Source organism: Paucibacter soli (genome assembly GCF_037482845.1).
GTDB lineage: Bacteria > Pseudomonadota > Gammaproteobacteria > Burkholderiales > Burkholderiaceae_C > Paucibacter_B > Paucibacter_B soli.
The window spans coordinates 50,857-67,505 of record NZ_JBBHJW010000003.1 but is presented as its reverse complement, the minus strand read 5'-3'; the positions used below and the strand labels follow the sequence as shown (position 1 = coordinate 67,505).

Below are 16,649 nucleotides of genomic sequence, written 5' to 3'. Positions count from 1 at the left end.
TCGGGTGCGAGTCAGCGGATGTTAACCAGCAAGCTCTGGTGCGCAAACTCTAGAAGTCAACAGGAGAACGAACTTGGTACTGGCCGTACAACGCATGTCCAAGGTGGACACCGCCTGGTTGCGCATGGACACCGAGGCGAATCTGATGATGATCGTCGGCGTCTGGTTCATACGCCCGAGCATCAAGCTCGACGCCCTGCGCAAGCGCATCGAGCAGACCCTGCTGCAATACACCCGCTTTCGCCAGAAGGTGGTGGAAGACACGCTGGGCGCGCAATGGGTGGAGGACGCCGACTTCGACATCGAGCAGCATGTGCGCGCCAGCCACATCACGCCCGCCAGGGGTCAGTCCTTGCAGGCGGCCCTGCAGGATCGCGTGGGCGAGCTGGCGGCCACGCCGCTGGACCCGCGCCGCCCGCTGTGGGAGTTTCAACTCGTTGAGGATTTCGATGGCGGCAGCGTGCTGATCGCGCGCATCCACCATTGCATTGCCGACGGCATCGCGCTGATGGCGGTCACGCTTTCGATCACCGACGGTGGCAAGGCACCGCCCAAGCGCCGGCAGCAGCCGCGCGACGACCAGGACTGGATCACCGACGCACTGCTCAAGCCCATCAGCGACCTGACCATCAAGGCCATAGGCATGGCCGGCGCGGGCATGGCCAAGTCGGTGGACATGGTGATGCACCCGGAGCATCCGCTCGACAGCTCGCTGCACGCCGCGCGCATGGGCTACCAGGCGGTCAGCGATGTGGCCGCCTTTGCGCTCATGAGCGACGATTCGCATACCCGCCTCAAGGGCAAGCCGGGCACGCACAAGCGCGTGGCCTGGGACGATGCGCTGCCGCTGGACGCGGTGAAGGCGGTGGGCAAGGCGCTGAATTGCTCGGTCAACGATGTGCTCTTGTCCTGCGTGGCCGGGGCGATCGGTCGTTATCTGATGGACAAGGGCGATGAGGTGGCCGGGCAGGAAATCCGCGCCATGGTGCCGGTGAACCTGCGGCCGCTGGAAAAAGCCTATCAGCTGGGCAACCGCTTCGGCCTGGTGCCGCTGGTGCTGCCGATCGGCATCGAGAACCCGGTAGAGCGGCTTTACGCCGTGCGCTCGCGCATGCAGGAGCTCAAGGGCAGCTTTCAGCCCATCATGGCCTTCGGGCTCTTGAGTGTGGCCGGCCTGCTGATCAAGCCGGTGCAGCATGCGATGCTGAACATCTTCGCCAAGAAGGCCACCGCGGTGATGACCAATGTGCCCGGCCCGGCCCAGGCGCTGAAGTTCTGCGGCTCGACGGTGGAGCGGGTGATGTTCTGGGTGCCGCAATCTGGCGATATCGGCGTTGGCGTCAGCATACTCACCTATGCCGGCCATGTGCAGTTCGGCCTCATCACCGACAGCAAGCTCTGCCCCGACCCCGAGGCCATCATCAAGCGCTTTGCGCCCGAGTTCAACAAGCTGCTCATGCTCGCCCTCATGCTGCCCTGGGGTGAGGAGTAGGCCCACCCCCTACGCGCTTCGCGCGCCCCCTCAAGGGGGCAGGCCCGCAGGACCGGCGGAGCCGGATCCTCGGGCCTTGCTGGGTGGATACAAAAAAACCGAATCGACCTGGCGCCGATTCGGTTCCTTCCGTGCATGCGAGCCTGACGCCCTCGCGCGGCTTACTTGCTGCCCTTGGCGGCTTCGCCGGCCAGGTTGGGCTTGATATTGGGCTTGATATTGGGGCGGCCGGCGGCGGTCGGGTTGGCCGACATCACGCGTGCCGGGTCCACGCTGGCCAGGTAGGTGTTGTACTGCGAGTCGGAGCAGCCCACGACCTTGCCGTTGTGCTTCTCGCCGCGGTAGTCGCCCTTCTTGTAGACGAACTGGTATTCGTTCGACGCCGTGGCCTCGGCCACCGGGCTGTACTTGGCGGCGCACTCGGCGCGCAGGGCATTGGCTTCCTGGTTGCTGGCCCAGGAGGCAGCGGCCAGGGGGGCCAGGATCAGGGCAATCAGGGCGTGCTTCATATTCAACCTTGTCTCGCGGTGAGTGAAAGGAATGCCGGTGCCGGATGTCGATGCGTTGAGGCCCAGCACATGGCACGTAGCTTAGCCCCGCGGCCGACGGATTGCCATCCGTGACTGCGGGGGTGGATCGCGAGATCAGTCGGGTGAAAACGTGAATTAATGCGCTTGCCTTGCGCGCCTTGTTGCGGCAGCTCAGGGCGCTGTCTTGATGGGCAGGCCGATTTCCAGGTCCGCCCAATTCAGCTCCCCGGCCTGACGCGCGCGCTGCAGTTCGCGTATCACCAGGGCGCGTTCCTGGGCCGGGCTGCTGCGGCCCGCGGCCGACGGTGATTCGCGCAGCATGCGGGCCGGGTCGAACAGGTTCTTGTACTCGCCGTACTCGGCATCGCTGCAGGGCGAGTACTCGTAGCTGGGGTTGTCGTAGTCGGTGGCCTCGGTGTTCATATAGCCGCGCGGCCTGGGTGCATCGGGCCGGCTGCCGGCATGCTTGCTGATTGCGCAATCGACGCGTTGCCTGGCCTCGATGGCGGCGTCGGAACTGCTGCTGCTGCCTGTGCCGCTCTGCGCCATGGCGCTGCCGGCCAGCAAGATCATGAGAACGATGGGCTTCATGGGCGGCTCCCGGTACTGCTTGAGGGTGATCAAGATTAGTCCTGAGCCCTGCGAATTGCTACGGAGCCGCCGCCCCTTCGGATCGTCAGACTAGGGGCTGGTCCTCGTTCAGTCCTCCAGCTCCTCGCGCGCCAGTTCCACATCCAGGCATTCCATCGCATCCATGGGTGTGCAGGCGGCCGCCTCGGCATACAGGGCCTCGGCCTGCTTCATGCGCTTGTCGCCCTCCAGCATGACCAGACCGTTGGCGCGCTCGATCATCGCAATCGCGCTGCTGGGGTTGAGCTTGAGGGCCTGCTCGAACATCTTCAGTCCGGTGGCGGTATCGGCGCCCTGGGTCTTGCCCAGCAGCTTGCCCACCTTGTCGATTACCTCGGCATGGAAGGCGCCGAGGGCGATATGCGCATCGGCGTGCTTGGGTTGCAGCTCGATGGCCTTTTCCAGCGCGTTCTTGACCTTGCTGCCCAGGCCCTGCGCCAGCGCCTTGGCCACGCTGATGCCCTGGCCGTAGCGGCCGATCGCATAGGCCTGCCAGTAATAGGCATTCGGGTTCTTGGGCTCGCTGCCCTGCTGGATGTCGGCACGCTCGGCCACTTCCAGGAACATTTCGAGCTTGGTCTTTTCCTTCTTCTCCAGGTAGTTGGCGTAGATGGCCTGGGCCTTGTTGGCGACCGTGATGCCGGCGCCCTCGGCCGCCAGGCCGGCCTCATAGGCCTTCTGGAACTCGCCCGCGTGGAAGTGGATCCAGGCCTGCACCACGGCCGCGTCCTTGGGCCAGGGTTCGGCATCGCCGGCGTGCAGGCGTGCCCAGTTTTTCTTCAGCGACGCAGCGTCGTAGATGAATGCGGCGTTGTCATAGGGAAATGCGGTCCACTTGGCCATGGGTCGTCTCCTTCAGGATTGTTGGTATGAGTCGGCGAGTGCAAACAGATGCTCGCGTGAGGCCGGCTCCAGATAGGGCAGGAGCAGGCTCAGCACATGGAAGGCGCCGCGCATCAGCGCCGCGCCGGCACGTTCGGGTTCGAGCGCATGGCGCGGGTCGCGCACGTATTCATAGCTGAGCCAGTAGCTCAGCAGCACCACCATGGAGTTGGCGGCGGGCCCGGCCTCGCGCGCATCCATGCGCAGCGCGCCGCCATGCTGCAGGCCGGCCAGCACGGTGCGCATGGCCTGACCCTTGTGCTGCAGCACGCTCTGGAAATGCGTCTCCAGCTTGCGGTTCTTGGAGAGCAGGTCGTTGAGGTCGCGGTAGAGGAAGCGGTGCTTCCAGATCAGCTCGATCAACATATGGAAGAACAGCCAGGCGTCTTCCACATTGCGCACGTTGTCGGCGGCGCTCAGCAACTCTTCGAGTTCGCGCTCGTAGCGCATGAAGAGCGCGTTGATGAGCTCGTCCTTGGCCGGGTAGTGGTAGTAGAGATTGCCCGGGCTGATATTGAGCTCGGCCGAGATCAGCGTGGTGGATACATTGGGTTCACCGAAGCGGTTGAACAGGTCCAGCGTGACTTCGAGGATGCGTTCCGCGGTGCGGCGCGGCTTCTTGGTGGCCATGGGCGGGTGATCTCCTGCGCCGATTCTGGCATCAGTTCGGCCGCGCTCTCCAGGGATTTGGCCAAGGCCCAGCAGGAAAAGAGCGGCCTCCCTACAATCGCCGCCCATGCATGCCAGCCCCCCAGCCCTGCCCATTGCCCCGCCCTCAGCCCTGCCCGCGGGCGTTCCCGCAATCCGTTTTGACCAGGTCAGCAAGACCTACCGAGGGGGCCAGGTCCGCGCCCTCGACGGCGTCTCCTTCGACATCCAGCAGGGCGAGTTCTTCGGCCTGCTGGGCCCGAACGGCGCCGGCAAGACCAGCCTGATCAGCATCCTGGCCGGGCTCTCGCGGGCCAGCGGTGGCAGCGTGTCGGTGCATGGCCACGACGTGGTGCGCAACTACGCCGAGGCGCGCATGTCGCTGGGCATCGTGCCGCAGGAGCTGGTGTTCGACCCCTTCTTCTCGGTGCGCGAGGCGCTCGAGATCCAGAGCGGCTACTTCGGCGTGCGCAACAACGGCGCCTGGATCACCGAACTGCTGGAATGCCTGGGCCTGGCCGACAAGGCCCACGCCAATATGCGCCAGCTCTCGGGCGGCATGAAGCGCCGCGTGCTGGTGGCCCAGGCCCTGGTGCATCGCCCACCGGTGATCGTGCTGGACGAGCCTACAGCCGGCGTGGACGTAGAACTGCGCCAGACCCTCTGGCAGTTCATCGCGCGCCTGAACCGCGAGGGCCACACGGTGCTGCTGACCACCCATTACCTGGAAGAGGCCGAGGCGCTGTGCCAACGCATCGCCATGCTCAAGCTGGGCCGCATCGTGGCGCTTGACCGCACCTCCGACCTGCTGGCCGGCCGCGCCTCCACCATGTTGCGCTTCAAGACCGACGCCGCCCTGCCGCCGCAATTGGCTGCCCAGACGCGCGTGACCGGGCGCATCGCGCAGATCAAGGCGCATGACGCGGCCGAGGTGGAACACATCCTGGGTACGCTGCGTGCGGCGAACTGCCCGATCGAGGACCTGGAGATTGGCCGCGCCGATCTGGAAGATGTGTTTCTCGAAATCATGCAGGGAGCAGGGCAATGAGCGCGATTCGACTGCAGGGAGCGCGAACCCTGTTCTACAAGGAGATCCTGCGCTTCTGGAAGGTTAGCTTCCAGACCGTGGCCGCGCCGGTGCTGACCGCCGTGCTGTACTTGCTGATCTTCGGCCATGTGCTGGAGAACCATGTCAAGGTCTATGGCTCGGTGGGCTACACCAGCTTTCTGATCCCCGGCCTGGTGATGATGAGCGTGTTGCAGAACAGCTTTGCCAACAGCAGCTCCAGCCTGATACAGAGCAAGATCACCGGCAATCTGGTGTTCCTGCTGGTCACGCCCTTGTCGCACTGGGCCTGGTTCGTGGCCTATGTGGGTGCCTCGGTGGTGCGCGGTCTGACGGTGGGCACGGGCGTGTTCCTGGTGACGGTATGGTTCGGACCGCCCGGCTTTGCCGAGCCCTGGTGGATCGTCGTGTTCGCCGCGCTGGGCGCGGGCATGCTGGGCGCGCTGGGTCTGATCGCCGGGCTCTGGGCCGAGAAGTTCGACCAGATGGCGGGCTTCCAGAACTTCATCATCATGCCCATGACCTTTCTCTCGGGCGTGTTCTATTCGGTGCACAGCCTGCCCGCCTTCTGGCAGGGCATCAGCCACCTGAACCCCTTCTTCTACATGATCGACGGTTTCCGGCGCGGCTTCTTCGGCATCAGCGATGTCTCGCCCTGGATCTCGCTGGCCATCGTCGCCATCAGCTTTGTCGTGGTGTCAGGTCTTGCCCTGGAGTTGCTGCGCCGCGGCTACAAAATCCGCCATTGAGCGGCCCGTTTAGAATCCACCCACCATGGCCGATCCCACCCCCGCCGAAGTTCAAGACTACATCGCCAACGGACTCGACTGCCAATTGCTGCAGGTCGAGGGCGATGGCCGCCATTTCTTTGCCACCATCGTCTCCACCGAGTTCGAGGGGCTGAACCGGGTGCGCCGCCACCAACGCGTCTACCAGGCGCTGGGCGAGCGCATGCGCGAGCAGATCCATGCGCTGTCGATGAAAACGCTCACGCCCGCGGAGCACGCGGCCGCCGAGCCGCACCATCATCACTGAACAAACCATCCGCTGCTGAGGGCGGGTGGCTGTTGGTGCCACTTGTGTGAACCCGCTGCCGTCCGCTGAACCGAATTCAGATTCAAAGGACGACACATCATGATCACGCTGGCACTCTCCAAGGGCCGCATCTTCGAAGAGACCCTGCCGCTGCTGAAGGCGGCCGGTATCGTGGTGCTGGAAGACCCGGAAACCTCGCGCAAGCTCATCCTCGCCACCAACCGCCCTGACGTGCGCGTGGTGCTGGTGCGCGCCACCGATGTGCCCACCTATGTGCAGTACGGCGGCGCCGACATCGGCGTGGCGGGGCGGGATGTGTTGATCGAGCATGGTGGTGCGGGCATGTACCAGCCGCTGGACCTGAACATCGCCTGCTGCCGCATGAGCGTGGCCACGCGCGACGATTTCGACTACGCCGCCGCGGTGAAGCAGGGCTCGCGCATCCGCGTGGCCACCAAGTACACCGAGATCGCGCGCCAGCACTTCGCCGACAAGGGCGTGCATGTGGACCTGATCAAGCTCTATGGCTCGATGGAACTGGCGCCGCTGACCGGCCTGGCCGATGCCATCGTCGACCTGGTCTCCACCGGCAACACCCTGAAGGCCAACCGCCTGGTGGAGGTCGAGCACATCATGGACATCTCCTCGCGCCTGGTGGTCAACCAGGCCGCGCTCAAGCTCAAGCGCGAGCCGCTGCGCCAGATGATCGACGCCTTTGCCTCTGCCATCCCGGCCTGATCACCATGACGCTCAAGCTTCGCCAACTCAACACCGCCGCCGCCGACTTCGAGGCCGAGTTCCAGCGCGTGCTGCACTGGTCGGCCGAGACCGACGCCGCCATCGAGGGCCGCGTGGCCGAGATCCTGGCCGATGTGCGCGCCCGTGGCGACGCCGCGGTGCTGGAATACACGGCCCGCTTTGATCAGCTGAATGCCGACGGCCTGAACGCGCTGGAACTGACGCGTGAGGAACTGAAGGCCGCGTTCGACGCCATCAGTCCGGCCCAGCGCGAGGCTCTGACGGCCGCCGCCGCCCGGGTGCGCAGCTACCACGAGCGCCAGCTGGAGGCCTGCGGCCGCAGCTGGAGCTACCGTGACGAGGACGGCACGCTGCTGGGGCAAAAAGTGACCCCGCTGGACCGCGTGGGCATCTACGTGCCGGGCGGCAAGGCCGCCTACCCGAGCAGCGTGCTCATGAATGCCATACCGGCCCAGGTGGCGGGTGTGCCCGAGATCGTCATGGTGGTGCCCACGCCCCGGGGCGAGAAGAACCCGCTGGTGCTGGCCGCCGCCTATGTGGCCGGCGTGCACCGCGCCTTCTGCATCGGCGGCGCGCAGGCGGTCGCGGCGTTGGCCTATGGCACGGCCACGGTGCCGCGCGTGGACAAGATCACCGGCCCCGGCAACGCCTATGTGGCCAGCGCCAAGAAGCATGTGTTCGGCCAGGTGGGCATCGACATGATCGCCGGCCCCAGCGAGATCCTGGTGCTGGCCGATGGCAGCACCCCGCCCGACTGGGTGGCGATGGATCTGTTCAGCCAGGCCGAGCATGACGAGCTGGCGCAGAGCATCCTGCTCAGCCCCGACGCCGCCTATATCGAAGAGGTGAGGGCATCGATCGAACGACTATTGCCGACCATGCCGCGCGAAGCTGTGATCCGCGCCTCGCTGGAAGGGCGCGGCGCGCTGATACAGACGCGTTCGATGGACGAGGCCTGTGAGATCAGCAACCGCATCGCGCCCGAGCATCTGGAGGTGTCAAGTCTTGACCCCCATCGCTGGGAGCCGCTGCTGCGCCACGCCGGCGCGATCTTCCTGGGCGCCTACACCAGCGAATCGCTGGGTGACTACTGTGCTGGCCCGAACCATGTGCTGCCGACCTCGGGCACGGCGCGTTTTTCCTCGCCGCTGGGCGTCTACGATTTCCAGAAGCGTTCCAGCCTGATCGAGGTGAGCGAGGCGGGGGCACAGAAGCTGGGCCCGATCGCCGCCGAGCTGGCCTATGGCGAGGGCCTGCAGGGCCACGCGCGCGCGGCCGAGCTGAGACTGAAGCGCTGACACGAAGTTCGTGTTACACGAACTTCGTGTACCATCGCGCTCATGAAGAACGTCACCGTCACGATGGAAGACAGCGTGGCCGAATGGGCCCGGCTGGAGGCCGCGCGGCGCAATACCAGCGTCTCGCGCCTGGTGGGTGAGCTGCTGGCCGAGAAGATGCGGCACGACGACGCCTACGAGCGCGCCATGCAGGACTGGCTGCACCGCGAGCGCGCCTGGGCCTCGGCGGGCAAGGTCTATCCCAAGCGGGGCAGCAAGTGAGCCCGGTATTCGTGGATACCTCGGTGCTGATCCTGAGCGAAGACGGCGCCCACGAAAGCAGGCGCGAGCAGGCCATGGCCTGGCTCAGGCTGCTGTGGCAGCAGCGCCTGGGGCGCGTCTCGACCCAGGTGCTGAACGATTTCTACCGCCTCGTCACCACCCGCATCGAACCCGCCATGCCCAACGGCGACGCGCGCGCCGAGGTGCGCCGCTACCAGCGCTGGAACCCCTGGGCCGTGGACCATGCCACGGTGGAGAGCGCCTGGTCAATCGAAAGCCGCTTTGGCCTGGCCTATCTGGACGCCCTGGTCGTGGCCGCCGCCAAGGCCCAGGGCTGCGAGCTGCTGCTGAGCCTGGAACTGCCGCACGAGGCGCAGTTCGACAGCGTGCGCGTCATCAACCCCCTGCAATGCGGCCCCGAGCTGCTGACGGCCTGAGCCCATGAGCGACGAACTGACCTCTGCCCTGAACTGCCTGCGCGAGGACCTGCGCGCCACCAAGGCCTACCCGGTGCAAAGCGCCGCCGGCCTGGTGAAGCTGGACGTGATGGAGAACCCCTACCGCCTGCCCGAGTCCCTGCAGACCGAGCTGGGCCGGCGCCTGGGCGCGGTGGCGATCAACCGCTACCCGGCCGAACGCACGCGCGACCTGGCCACCGCGCTGGCGGCGCACGCCGACATGCCCGCGGGCTGCGCCATCACGCTGGGCAATGGCTCCGACGAGCTGATCGGCCTGCTCAGCATGGCGGTAAGCCGGCCCGGCGCGGTGGTGCTGGCGCCGCTGCCCAGCTTCGTGATGTACGAGATCTCGGCGCGTTATCAGGGGCTGAAGTTTGTCGGCGTGCTGCTGGACGCCGACTTCGAGCTTGACGAGGCCGCGATGCTGGCGGCGATTCGCCAGCACCAGCCCGCACTGATCTACCTGGCCTATCCCAACAACCCGACCGGCAACCAGTGGGACGAGGGCGCGATCCGCCGCATCATCGAGGCCGCCCCCGGCCTGGTGGTGCTGGATGAGGCCTACCAGCCCTTTGCCCAGCGCGACGGCATGGCCCTGCTGCGCGAATTCCCCAAGGTGCTGGTGATGCGCACCATGAGCAAGTTCGGCCTGGCCGGGGTGCGCATCGGCTACCTGATCGGTGCCGCGGCGCTGGTGAACGAGATCGAGAAGCTGCGCCCGCCCTTCAATGTGAGCGTGCTGAACGCCGAGGCCGGCCTGTTCGCGCTGGAGCATGCCGAGGTCTATGCCGAGCAGGCCCGCGCCCTGCGTGCCGAGCGCGAGCGCGTGCTGGCGGCGCTGCAGGCCCTGCCGGGCGTGCGCCCCTATCCCAGCCAGGGCAATATGCTGCTGGCACGCGTGGCCGATGCGGCCAAGACCTTCGAGGCCATGAAGGCACGCGGCGTGCTGATCAAGAACGTCTCGGCCATGCACCCGCTGCTGGCCAACTGCCTGCGCATCACCATCGGAACCCCAGACGAAAATGCGGCCATGCTGGCCGCCTTGAAGGAAAGCCTGTCATGACTCGCGTCGCTGAAGTCACCCGCAATACCAAGGAAACCCAGATTCGCGTGCGCGTCGACCTGGACGGCAGCGGCGAGGCCAAGCTCGCCACCGGCATCGGCTTCTTCGACCATATGCTGGACCAGATCGCACGCCATGGCCTGATCGATCTGGAGGTCGAGGCCCATGGCGATCTGCACATCGACGGCCACCACACGGTGGAGGACGTCGGCATCACGCTGGGCCTGGCCGTTGCTCAGGCGATCGGCGACAAGAAGGGCATCACCCGCTACGGCCACAGTTATGTGCCGCTGGACGAGGCGCTCTCGCGCGTGGTGATCGACTTCTCCGGCCGTCCTGGCCTGGAGATGGACGTTAAGTTCACGGCCGGCGCGATCGGCGCCTTCGACACCCAGCTGACCTACGAGTTTTTCCAGGGTTTCGTGAACCATGCCCTGGTGAGCCTGCATGTGGACAACCTCAAGGGCCACAATGCGCATCACCAATGCGAAACCATGTTCAAGGCCTTCGGCCGCGCGCTGCGCATGGCCGCCACGCTGGACCCCCGTTCGGCCGGCGTGATTCCGTCCACCAAGGGAAGCCTCTGAGATGACACGCACAGTCGCTGTCGTCGATTACGGCATGGGCAATCTGCGCTCGGTCTCGCAGGCGGTGCAGCATGTCGCGCAGGACTCGGGCCTGGCCGTGCTGATCACCGCCAATCCCGACGAGGTCTATGCCGCCGAACGCGTGGTGCTGCCGGGCCAGGGCGCGATGCGCGACTGCATGCGCGAGCTGCAGGACTCCGGCCTCAAGGAGGCGGTGCTGCATGCCGCCGCCCACAAGCCGCTGATGGGCGTGTGCGTGGGCATGCAGATGCTGCTGGACCACAGCGAGGAGCAGGACACGCCGGGCCTGGGCCTGATCCCCGGGCGCGTCAAGCGTTTCCAGCTGGAAGGTCGCTTGCAACCCGATGGCAGCCGCTACAAGGTGCCGCAGATGGGCTGGAACCGCGTCCGCCAGAGCCAGCCGCATCCGATCTGGGCCGGCGTGCCCGACGAATCCTGGTACTACTTCGTGCACAGCTACTACGCGCAACCGTCGGATGCCCGCCACAGCGCCGGCGAGACCGATTACTGCTTGCGCTTTACCTGCGCGGTGGCCCGGGATAATATTTTTGCCACCCAATTCCATCCCGAGAAAAGTGCCGCGCTGGGGCTCGCCCTGTATCGCAACTTCCTGCACTGGAAGCCTTGAGGACAGCCTCGTCCTCGGCGGCCCGTTTCTTTCTCCTCTCCCCAATCCTTTTCCACCACCACCTGCAACTCGGCCATGCTGCTGATTCCTGCGATTGACCTGAAAGACGGTCGCTGTGTCCGCCTTCAACAGGGCGACATGAATGCCTCCACCACCTTTGGTGAAGACCCCGCCGCGATGGCGCGCCGCTGGCTGGACGCCGGCGCGCGCCGTCTGCACCTGGTGGACCTGAACGGCGCCTTCGCGGGCAAACCCGTCAATGAAGCGGCCATCAAGTCCATCCTGCGCGAAGTCGGTGACGAGATTCCGGTGCAGCTCGGTGGCGGCATCCGCGACCTCGACACCATCGAGCGCTACCTCGACGCGGGCATCTCCTACATCATCATCGGCACGGCCGCGGTGAAGAGCCCGGGCTTTCTGAAGGACGCCTGCTCGGCCTTCGGCGGCCACATCATCGTGGGCCTGGACGCCAAGGACGGCAAGGTGGCCACCGATGGCTGGAGCAAGCTGACCGGCCACGAGGTGGTGGACCTGGCCAAGAAGTTCGAGGACTATGGCGTCGAGGGCGTGATCTATACCGACATCGGCCGCGACGGCATGCTCAGCGGCATCAATATCGACGCCACCGTGAAGCTCGCGCAGGCGCTGACGATTCCGGTGATTGCCTCGGGCGGCCTGTCGAATATGCAGGATATCGAGGCGCTGTGCGCGGTGGAGAGCTTCGGCGTCGAGGGCGTGATCTGCGGACGCGCGATCTACACCGGTGATCTGGACCTTGCTGCCGCCCAGGCTCGTGCCGACGAGCTGGCGGAGCAGCCGTGATGCTGGCCAAACGCATCATCCCCTGCTTGGACGTCACCGGTGGCCGCGTCGTCAAGGGCGTCAACTTCCTGGAACTGCGTGATGCCGGTGATCCGGTGGAAATCGCCGCGCGCTACAACGAGCAGGGTGCCGACGAGCTCACCTTTCTCGACATCACCGCGACCAGCGATGGCCGCGACCTGATCCTGCACATCATCGAGGCGGTGGCCTCGCAAGTCTTCATCCCGCTGACGGTGGGCGGCGGCGTGCGCGAGGTGGCCGACGTGCGGCGCCTGCTCAACGCCGGCGCCGACAAGGTCAGCTTCAACTCGGCGGCGGTGGCACGGCCGGCGGTGATACGCGAGGCCAGCGAGAAATACGGCGCGCAGTGCATCGTCGTGGCCATCGACGCCAAGCGCCGCCAGGGCGACGAGATCGCCGCGCGCGGCGAGGGCTGGGATGTCTACACCCACGGCGGGCGCAAGAACATGGGCCTGGACGCGGTGGCCTGGGCGCGCCAGATGGCCGAGTACGGCGCCGGCGAGATCCTGCTTACCAGCATGGACCGCGACGGCACCAAGTCCGGCTTCGACCTTGAACTCACCCGCGCCGTCAGCGACGCGGTGAGCGTGCCGGTGATCGCCTCCGGCGGCGTGGGCACGCTGGAGCATCTGGTCGACGGCATCCAGATCGGCGGGGCCGATGCGGTGCTGGCGGCCAGCATTTTTCATTACGGCCAGCACAGCGTCGGCGAGGCCAAGGCCTTGATGGCGTCGCGCGGCATCGAGGTCCGGCTGTGAGAGCCAAGCACCAACGCATTTTTGATTCTCCCCACGCCGAGGAGCCGCGCAAGAAACCGCCGAAGGCCACAGCCCCGGGCGCGCCGCGCAACGCACCGCGCGAGGTGCGCATCATCGGCGGCGACTGGAAGCGCTCCAAGCTGCCGGTGGCCGACAAGCCCGGCCTGCGCCCCACGCCCGACCGCGTGCGCGAGACCTTGTTCAACTGGCTGGGCCAGGACATGAGCGGCTGGCGCGTGCTGGATGCCTTTGCCGGCAGCGGCGCCTTGGGCTTCGAGGCGGCCTCGCGCGGCGCCGCCGATGTGCTGCTGCTGGAGCGCGATGCCGAGCTGGCCAAGAGCCTCAACGCCAGCCGCGCCCGCCTCAAGGCCGAGGCGCGCCTGCGCGTGGAATGCAGCGACGCGCTGAGCTGGATGGGGCGCTCGGCCCCCGGCCGCTTCGAGCTGGTGCTGCTGGATCCACCGTTTCAGCAGGGCCTGGGCGAGCCGGCGCTGCGCGCTGCCGCGCCGCTGCTGGTGCCAGGCGGTTTTGTCTATGTCGAGTCGGCCGAGGCCGTCGTCGCGCCGCCCGAACTGGGACTTGAGCCCTGGCGCGAGGGGCGTGCCGGCGCGGTGCACTACGCCCTGTTTCGCCGCAAGGGATAATCCTTCCCATGACCTCCGTGACCGTCCTCACCGCCGTCTATCCCGGCACCTTCGATCCCATGACCCTGGGCCATGAGGACCTGATGCGCCGCGCCAGCCGGCTGTTCGAGCGGCTCATCATTGCGGTGGCGGCCGGCCATCACAAGCGCACCATGTTCAGCATCGAGGAGCGCTTGGAGATCGCCAAGGAACTCGCCGCCAAGTACCCGAATGTGGAGGTGATTCCCTTCCGCGGCCTGCTGCGCGACTTCGTGGTCCAGCATGGCGGCAAGGTGGTGGTGCGCGGCCTGCGCGCGGTGAGCGACTTCGAGTACGAATTCCAGATGGCCGGCATGAACCGCAAGCTCATGCCCGAGGTCGAGACCGTGTTCCTCACGCCCAGCGACCAGTACCAGTTCATCTCAGGCACCTTTGTGCGCGAGATTGCCACCTTGGGCGGTGATGTCTCCCAGTTCGTGTCACCCTCGGTGCGCGAGCGCCTGCAGGAGCGCATCAGCAAGGGCCGACCGGAGTAGCACCATGGCTTTGATGATTACCGACGAATGCATCAACTGCGATGTCTGCGAGCCGGAATGCCCCAACCAGGCGATCTCGATGGGCGAGGAGTTCTACCAGATCGCGCCGGACAAATGCACCGAATGCGTGGGCCATTTCGATGAGCCGCAATGCGTGCAGCTCTGCCCGGTGGCCTGCATCCCGGTGAACCCGGCCCATGTGGAGAGCCGCGAAACCCTGATGCAGAAGTATCTGCGGCTGACTGCCGTCAGCGCATGAAGGCAAGCTGGCTGCTGGGCCTGGCATGGGTGGGCATGCTTGCTCACGCGCAGGAGCCGCCGGCTGCCCTTGCTTCTTTCAAGCTGGAGCCACTCGCTCCGGGCGTGTATGCCGCCATCGACCAGGGTGGGCGCGCGGGCGCGAATGCCGGCGTCATCATCGGCAGCGAGGCGATCGCCATCGTCGACAGCTTCTACCGCCCCGAGGCCACGCGGGCCCTGCTGGCCGAGGTGCGCAAGCTCAGCAAGCTGCCGCTGCGCTATGTGGTCAACACCCACCACCATATTGACCATGTGGCCGGCAATGCGGTGCTGGCCGCTGAAGGGGCCCTGATCGTCTCGCAGCGCCATGTGGCGGGCTGGCAGCACAGCGAGAACCAGCGCCTGATGGGCGAGCGGGCCAAGCCCGGCAGCCCCGGGGCAGCGCTGATTGCGGCCCTGCCCGAGCCACAGCTGAGCTACACGCAGGCGCTGGAGCTGCAGCTAGGTGGCCGCAAGCTGCTGCTGCGCCACTACCCCGGGCATACCGGCGGCGACACCGTGGTATCGGTACCGGATGCGCAGGTGGTGTTTGCGGGTGACCTATTCTGGCGGCACGCCATTCCCAACCTGGTGGATGCGCGCACCGGTGACTGGGTCGCGACCTTGGAGCGCCTCACGCGCGACCGTGCCGGGACGACGCGTTTCGTGCCCGGCCATGGCGAGGTCGGCGGCAGCGCCGATGTGAACGAGTTCCGCGCCTACCTGGCGACCTTGCGCGAGCTGGCCGACCGTGCCTGGAGCCAGGGCCTGCGCGGCAGCGAGGCCGAAGCGCAGGTGCTCAAGGCCGTCACCGAAGGCTTTGGCGACTGGGCCCACTTCAAGGGCCTGGCCGCCGCCAATGCGCGCGATGCGCTTGCCGAGCGGGCCGGCAGCAAACGCGTTCCGCTGCCGCTGGCCGAGCAGGACTGAGTCCGGCTAGAGCTGCCAGCAGACGCCATAGCCGGGCGCGGCCGGCCACTCGGTCGCCTTCGGCAAGACCTGACCCCGCTGCTGCAGCCAACGCCTTGCCAGCATCCAGCCGCCATGGCTTACCACCAGGCAGGCCTTGTCGGTGGGCTGCCAGGCCGCCGCGCGTTCCAGCAGGGCCTGCAGCGATTCGCCGCCGCCCGGCGCATGGGTGGCGAAGTCGGCGATCCAGGCATCCACGGCCGCAGCGCCGATCTCGGCCCAGCGCCGGCCCTCCCAGCTGCCGAAGTCCAGCTCCAGCAGGGCCGCGTCCTGCCGGTGCTGCCAGCCCCAGCGGCGCAGCCAGCGGCCCACATCGGCCGAGCGGCGCAGCGGCGAGGTCCAGATCAAATGCGGCAGGCGCTCGCGCCGGGCCCTGGCCTGGATGCGGCGCGCCAGGCGTTTGCTGCGGCGCCAATGCACCGGCAGATCGCTGCCCGCACCGACGCACAGGCCGGCCGCGCCCTCTGGCCTGGGATGGCGCCAGATCCACAAGTCAGAAGACATTCCACAAGGCCAAGAAAGTGAGCAGGCTGACCAGCTCCACCAATTGCTGGGTGGCGCCGAGGTTGTCGCCGGTGTAGCCGCCCAGGCGCCGCTCCAGCCAGCTCTGCATCCACAGGCAGGCGGCCACCGCGGCCACGCTCACGCCGGCCAGCACCGGCACCAGTTCGGGCATCAGCCAGGCCGCGCCCAGGCTGGCCAGCAGCACCCAGCCCAGGCAGATGGCAAGACCTGGCCCCGTGATCTGGGTGGCCAGGGGTTTGGCCTTGGCATGCTCGGCGTCTCCGGCATAGGGCAGGGCGTGCATCAGCCATACCGGGGCGGCGCGCGAGGCGATATGCGCCCACACCAGCGCGATCAGCACGCCGTCGGGCGAGGCATCGGCCAGCGCGACCAGGCAGGCCGCCTTCAGGCCCAGCATCAGGATCAGGCCCAGCGCGCCGTAGCTGCCGATGCGCGAGTCCTTCATGATCTGCAGCGCACGCTCGCGGCTCACCGCGCCGCCCAGGCCGTCGCAGGTGTCGGCCCAGCCGTCCTCATGGAAGCCGCCGGTGAGCCAGACGCTGGCGGCCATGCTCAGGCCCACCGCCACGCTGCTGGGCCAGACCCATTGCGCGGCGTACAGCACCAGCGCCGAGAACGCGCCGACCACCAGGCCTACCAGCGGAAAGTAGCGTGCGCATTGCTGCAGCCACTGGGGCTCGAAGCCGACCCAGCGCGGGATAGGCAGGCGTGTGAAGAACTGCAGGGCGATCAGGAACAGGCGCAATTGGTGCATGCAG

The 16,649-nt window shown here is 66.7% G+C and carries 23 protein-coding genes; 17 read left to right on the top strand and 6 right to left on the bottom strand.

The annotated features are described in order from the left end of the window. Positions 1-94 precede the first annotated feature (94 nt). On the top strand, positions 95-1,492 hold the full coding sequence (locus tag WG898_RS08435) for a wax ester/triacylglycerol synthase family O-acyltransferase (protein WP_339602606.1): 1,398 nt from the start codon (positions 95-97) through the stop codon (positions 1,490-1,492). A 161-nt stretch (positions 1,493-1,653) separates the two neighbouring features. On the opposite strand, the gene WG898_RS08430 is transcribed toward WG898_RS08435, so the two are convergent. The 4 genes from WG898_RS08430 to WG898_RS08415 form a co-directional block, all read right to left on the bottom strand. After that, entirely contained in the window at positions 1,654-2,001 is a 348-nt protein-coding gene (locus WG898_RS08430; RefSeq protein ID WP_339602329.1) for a hypothetical protein, read from the bottom strand. Between the two features lie 192 nt (positions 2,002-2,193). Then, a complete protein-coding gene (locus WG898_RS08425) occupies positions 2,194-2,613 on the bottom strand; it encodes a hypothetical protein (RefSeq protein WP_339602328.1) in 420 nt (139 codons plus the stop codon). Between the two features lie 108 nt (positions 2,614-2,721). Beyond that, entirely contained in the window at positions 2,722-3,495 is a 774-nt protein-coding gene (locus WG898_RS08420; protein ID WP_339602327.1) for a tetratricopeptide repeat protein, read from the bottom strand. 12 nt (positions 3,496-3,507) lie between these two features. Further along, positions 3,508-4,164, bottom strand: a complete 657-nt coding sequence (locus WG898_RS08415; RefSeq protein ID WP_285233568.1) for a TetR/AcrR family transcriptional regulator — start codon at positions 4,162-4,164, stop codon at positions 3,508-3,510. Positions 4,165-4,270: 106 nt separating this feature from the next. Between WG898_RS08415 and WG898_RS08410 the strand changes: the two genes are divergently transcribed. From WG898_RS08410 to WG898_RS08335, 16 genes are all read left to right on the top strand, one after another. Further along, complete coding sequence (locus WG898_RS08410) at positions 4,271-5,230, top strand: ABC transporter ATP-binding protein (protein ID WP_339602326.1); 960 nt, start codon at positions 4,271-4,273, stop codon at positions 5,228-5,230. Continuing rightward, positions 5,227-5,997, top strand: coding sequence for an ABC transporter permease (locus tag WG898_RS08405; protein WP_339602325.1), 771 nt, complete (start codon positions 5,227-5,229; stop codon positions 5,995-5,997). The genes WG898_RS08410 and WG898_RS08405 overlap by 4 nt, the downstream gene beginning before the upstream one ends. 25 nt (positions 5,998-6,022) lie before the next feature. Then, a complete protein-coding gene (locus WG898_RS08400; RefSeq protein WP_339602324.1) occupies positions 6,023-6,283 on the top strand; it encodes a BolA family protein in 261 nt (86 codons plus the stop codon). Positions 6,284-6,382: 99 nt separating this feature from the next. Then, complete coding sequence (gene hisG / locus WG898_RS08395) at positions 6,383-7,021, top strand: ATP phosphoribosyltransferase (RefSeq protein WP_339602323.1); 639 nt, start codon at positions 6,383-6,385, stop codon at positions 7,019-7,021. Positions 7,022-7,026: 5 nt separating this feature from the next. Continuing rightward, the gene (gene hisD, locus WG898_RS08390) at positions 7,027-8,340 is read left to right on the top strand and encodes a histidinol dehydrogenase (RefSeq protein ID WP_339602322.1); all 1,314 of its coding nucleotides are present in this window, start codon (positions 7,027-7,029) and stop codon (positions 8,338-8,340) included. 42 nt (positions 8,341-8,382) lie between these two features. Further along, positions 8,383-8,601 (top strand): CopG family transcriptional regulator, encoded by a 219-nt coding sequence (locus tag WG898_RS08385; protein ID WP_339602321.1) that lies wholly within the window; start codon positions 8,383-8,385, stop codon positions 8,599-8,601. Then, complete coding sequence (locus WG898_RS08380; protein ID WP_339602320.1) at positions 8,598-9,038, top strand: PIN domain-containing protein; 441 nt, start codon at positions 8,598-8,600, stop codon at positions 9,036-9,038. Before WG898_RS08385 ends, WG898_RS08380 begins: the two co-directional genes overlap by 4 nt. A 4-nt stretch (positions 9,039-9,042) precedes the next feature. Beyond that, positions 9,043-10,122, top strand: a complete 1,080-nt coding sequence (gene hisC / locus WG898_RS08375) for a histidinol-phosphate transaminase (protein WP_339602319.1) — start codon at positions 9,043-9,045, stop codon at positions 10,120-10,122. After that, positions 10,119-10,709 carry an imidazoleglycerol-phosphate dehydratase HisB gene (hisB, locus tag WG898_RS08370; protein ID WP_339602318.1) on the top strand — a complete coding sequence of 197 codons (591 nt, stop codon included), beginning with the start codon at positions 10,119-10,121 and terminating at the stop codon, positions 10,707-10,709. Before hisC ends, hisB begins: the two co-directional genes overlap by 4 nt. A 1-nt stretch (position 10,710) precedes the next feature. Continuing rightward, positions 10,711-11,358, top strand: coding sequence for an imidazole glycerol phosphate synthase subunit HisH (gene hisH, locus WG898_RS08365; protein WP_339602317.1), 648 nt, complete (start codon positions 10,711-10,713; stop codon positions 11,356-11,358). 75 nt (positions 11,359-11,433) lie between these two features. Beyond that, positions 11,434-12,180, top strand: coding sequence for a 1-(5-phosphoribosyl)-5-[(5-phosphoribosylamino)methylideneamino]imidazole-4-carboxamide isomerase (gene hisA / locus WG898_RS08360; protein WP_339602316.1), 747 nt, complete (start codon positions 11,434-11,436; stop codon positions 12,178-12,180). After that, positions 12,180-12,959, top strand: a complete 780-nt coding sequence (gene hisF / locus WG898_RS08355) for an imidazole glycerol phosphate synthase subunit HisF (protein WP_339602315.1) — start codon at positions 12,180-12,182, stop codon at positions 12,957-12,959. The genes hisA and hisF overlap by 1 nt, the downstream gene beginning before the upstream one ends. Then, complete coding sequence (gene rsmD, locus WG898_RS08350) at positions 12,956-13,603, top strand: 16S rRNA (guanine(966)-N(2))-methyltransferase RsmD (protein ID WP_444718925.1); 648 nt, start codon at positions 12,956-12,958, stop codon at positions 13,601-13,603. Before hisF ends, rsmD begins: the two co-directional genes overlap by 4 nt. Positions 13,604-13,611: 8 nt before the next feature. Then, the gene (coaD, locus tag WG898_RS08345) at positions 13,612-14,118 is read left to right on the top strand and encodes a pantetheine-phosphate adenylyltransferase (protein ID WP_339602314.1); all 507 of its coding nucleotides are present in this window, start codon (positions 13,612-13,614) and stop codon (positions 14,116-14,118) included. A 4-nt stretch (positions 14,119-14,122) separates the two neighbouring features. Next, on the top strand, positions 14,123-14,377 hold the full coding sequence (locus WG898_RS08340; protein ID WP_339602313.1) for a YfhL family 4Fe-4S dicluster ferredoxin: 255 nt from the start codon (positions 14,123-14,125) through the stop codon (positions 14,375-14,377). Beyond that, positions 14,374-15,327, top strand: a complete 954-nt coding sequence (locus WG898_RS08335; protein ID WP_339602312.1) for an MBL fold metallo-hydrolase — start codon at positions 14,374-14,376, stop codon at positions 15,325-15,327. Before WG898_RS08340 ends, WG898_RS08335 begins: the two co-directional genes overlap by 4 nt. A gap of 6 nt (positions 15,328-15,333) precedes the next feature. Here WG898_RS08335 and WG898_RS08330 read toward each other — a convergent pair whose 3' ends face one another. Beyond that, positions 15,334-15,870 (bottom strand): histidine phosphatase family protein, encoded by a 537-nt coding sequence (locus tag WG898_RS08330; RefSeq protein WP_339602311.1) that lies wholly within the window; start codon positions 15,868-15,870, stop codon positions 15,334-15,336. Beyond that, complete coding sequence (locus tag WG898_RS08325) at positions 15,860-16,645, bottom strand: adenosylcobinamide-GDP ribazoletransferase (RefSeq protein ID WP_339602310.1); 786 nt, start codon at positions 16,643-16,645, stop codon at positions 15,860-15,862. The genes WG898_RS08330 and WG898_RS08325 overlap by 11 nt, the downstream gene beginning before the upstream one ends. Positions 16,646-16,649: the final 4 nt, after the last annotated feature.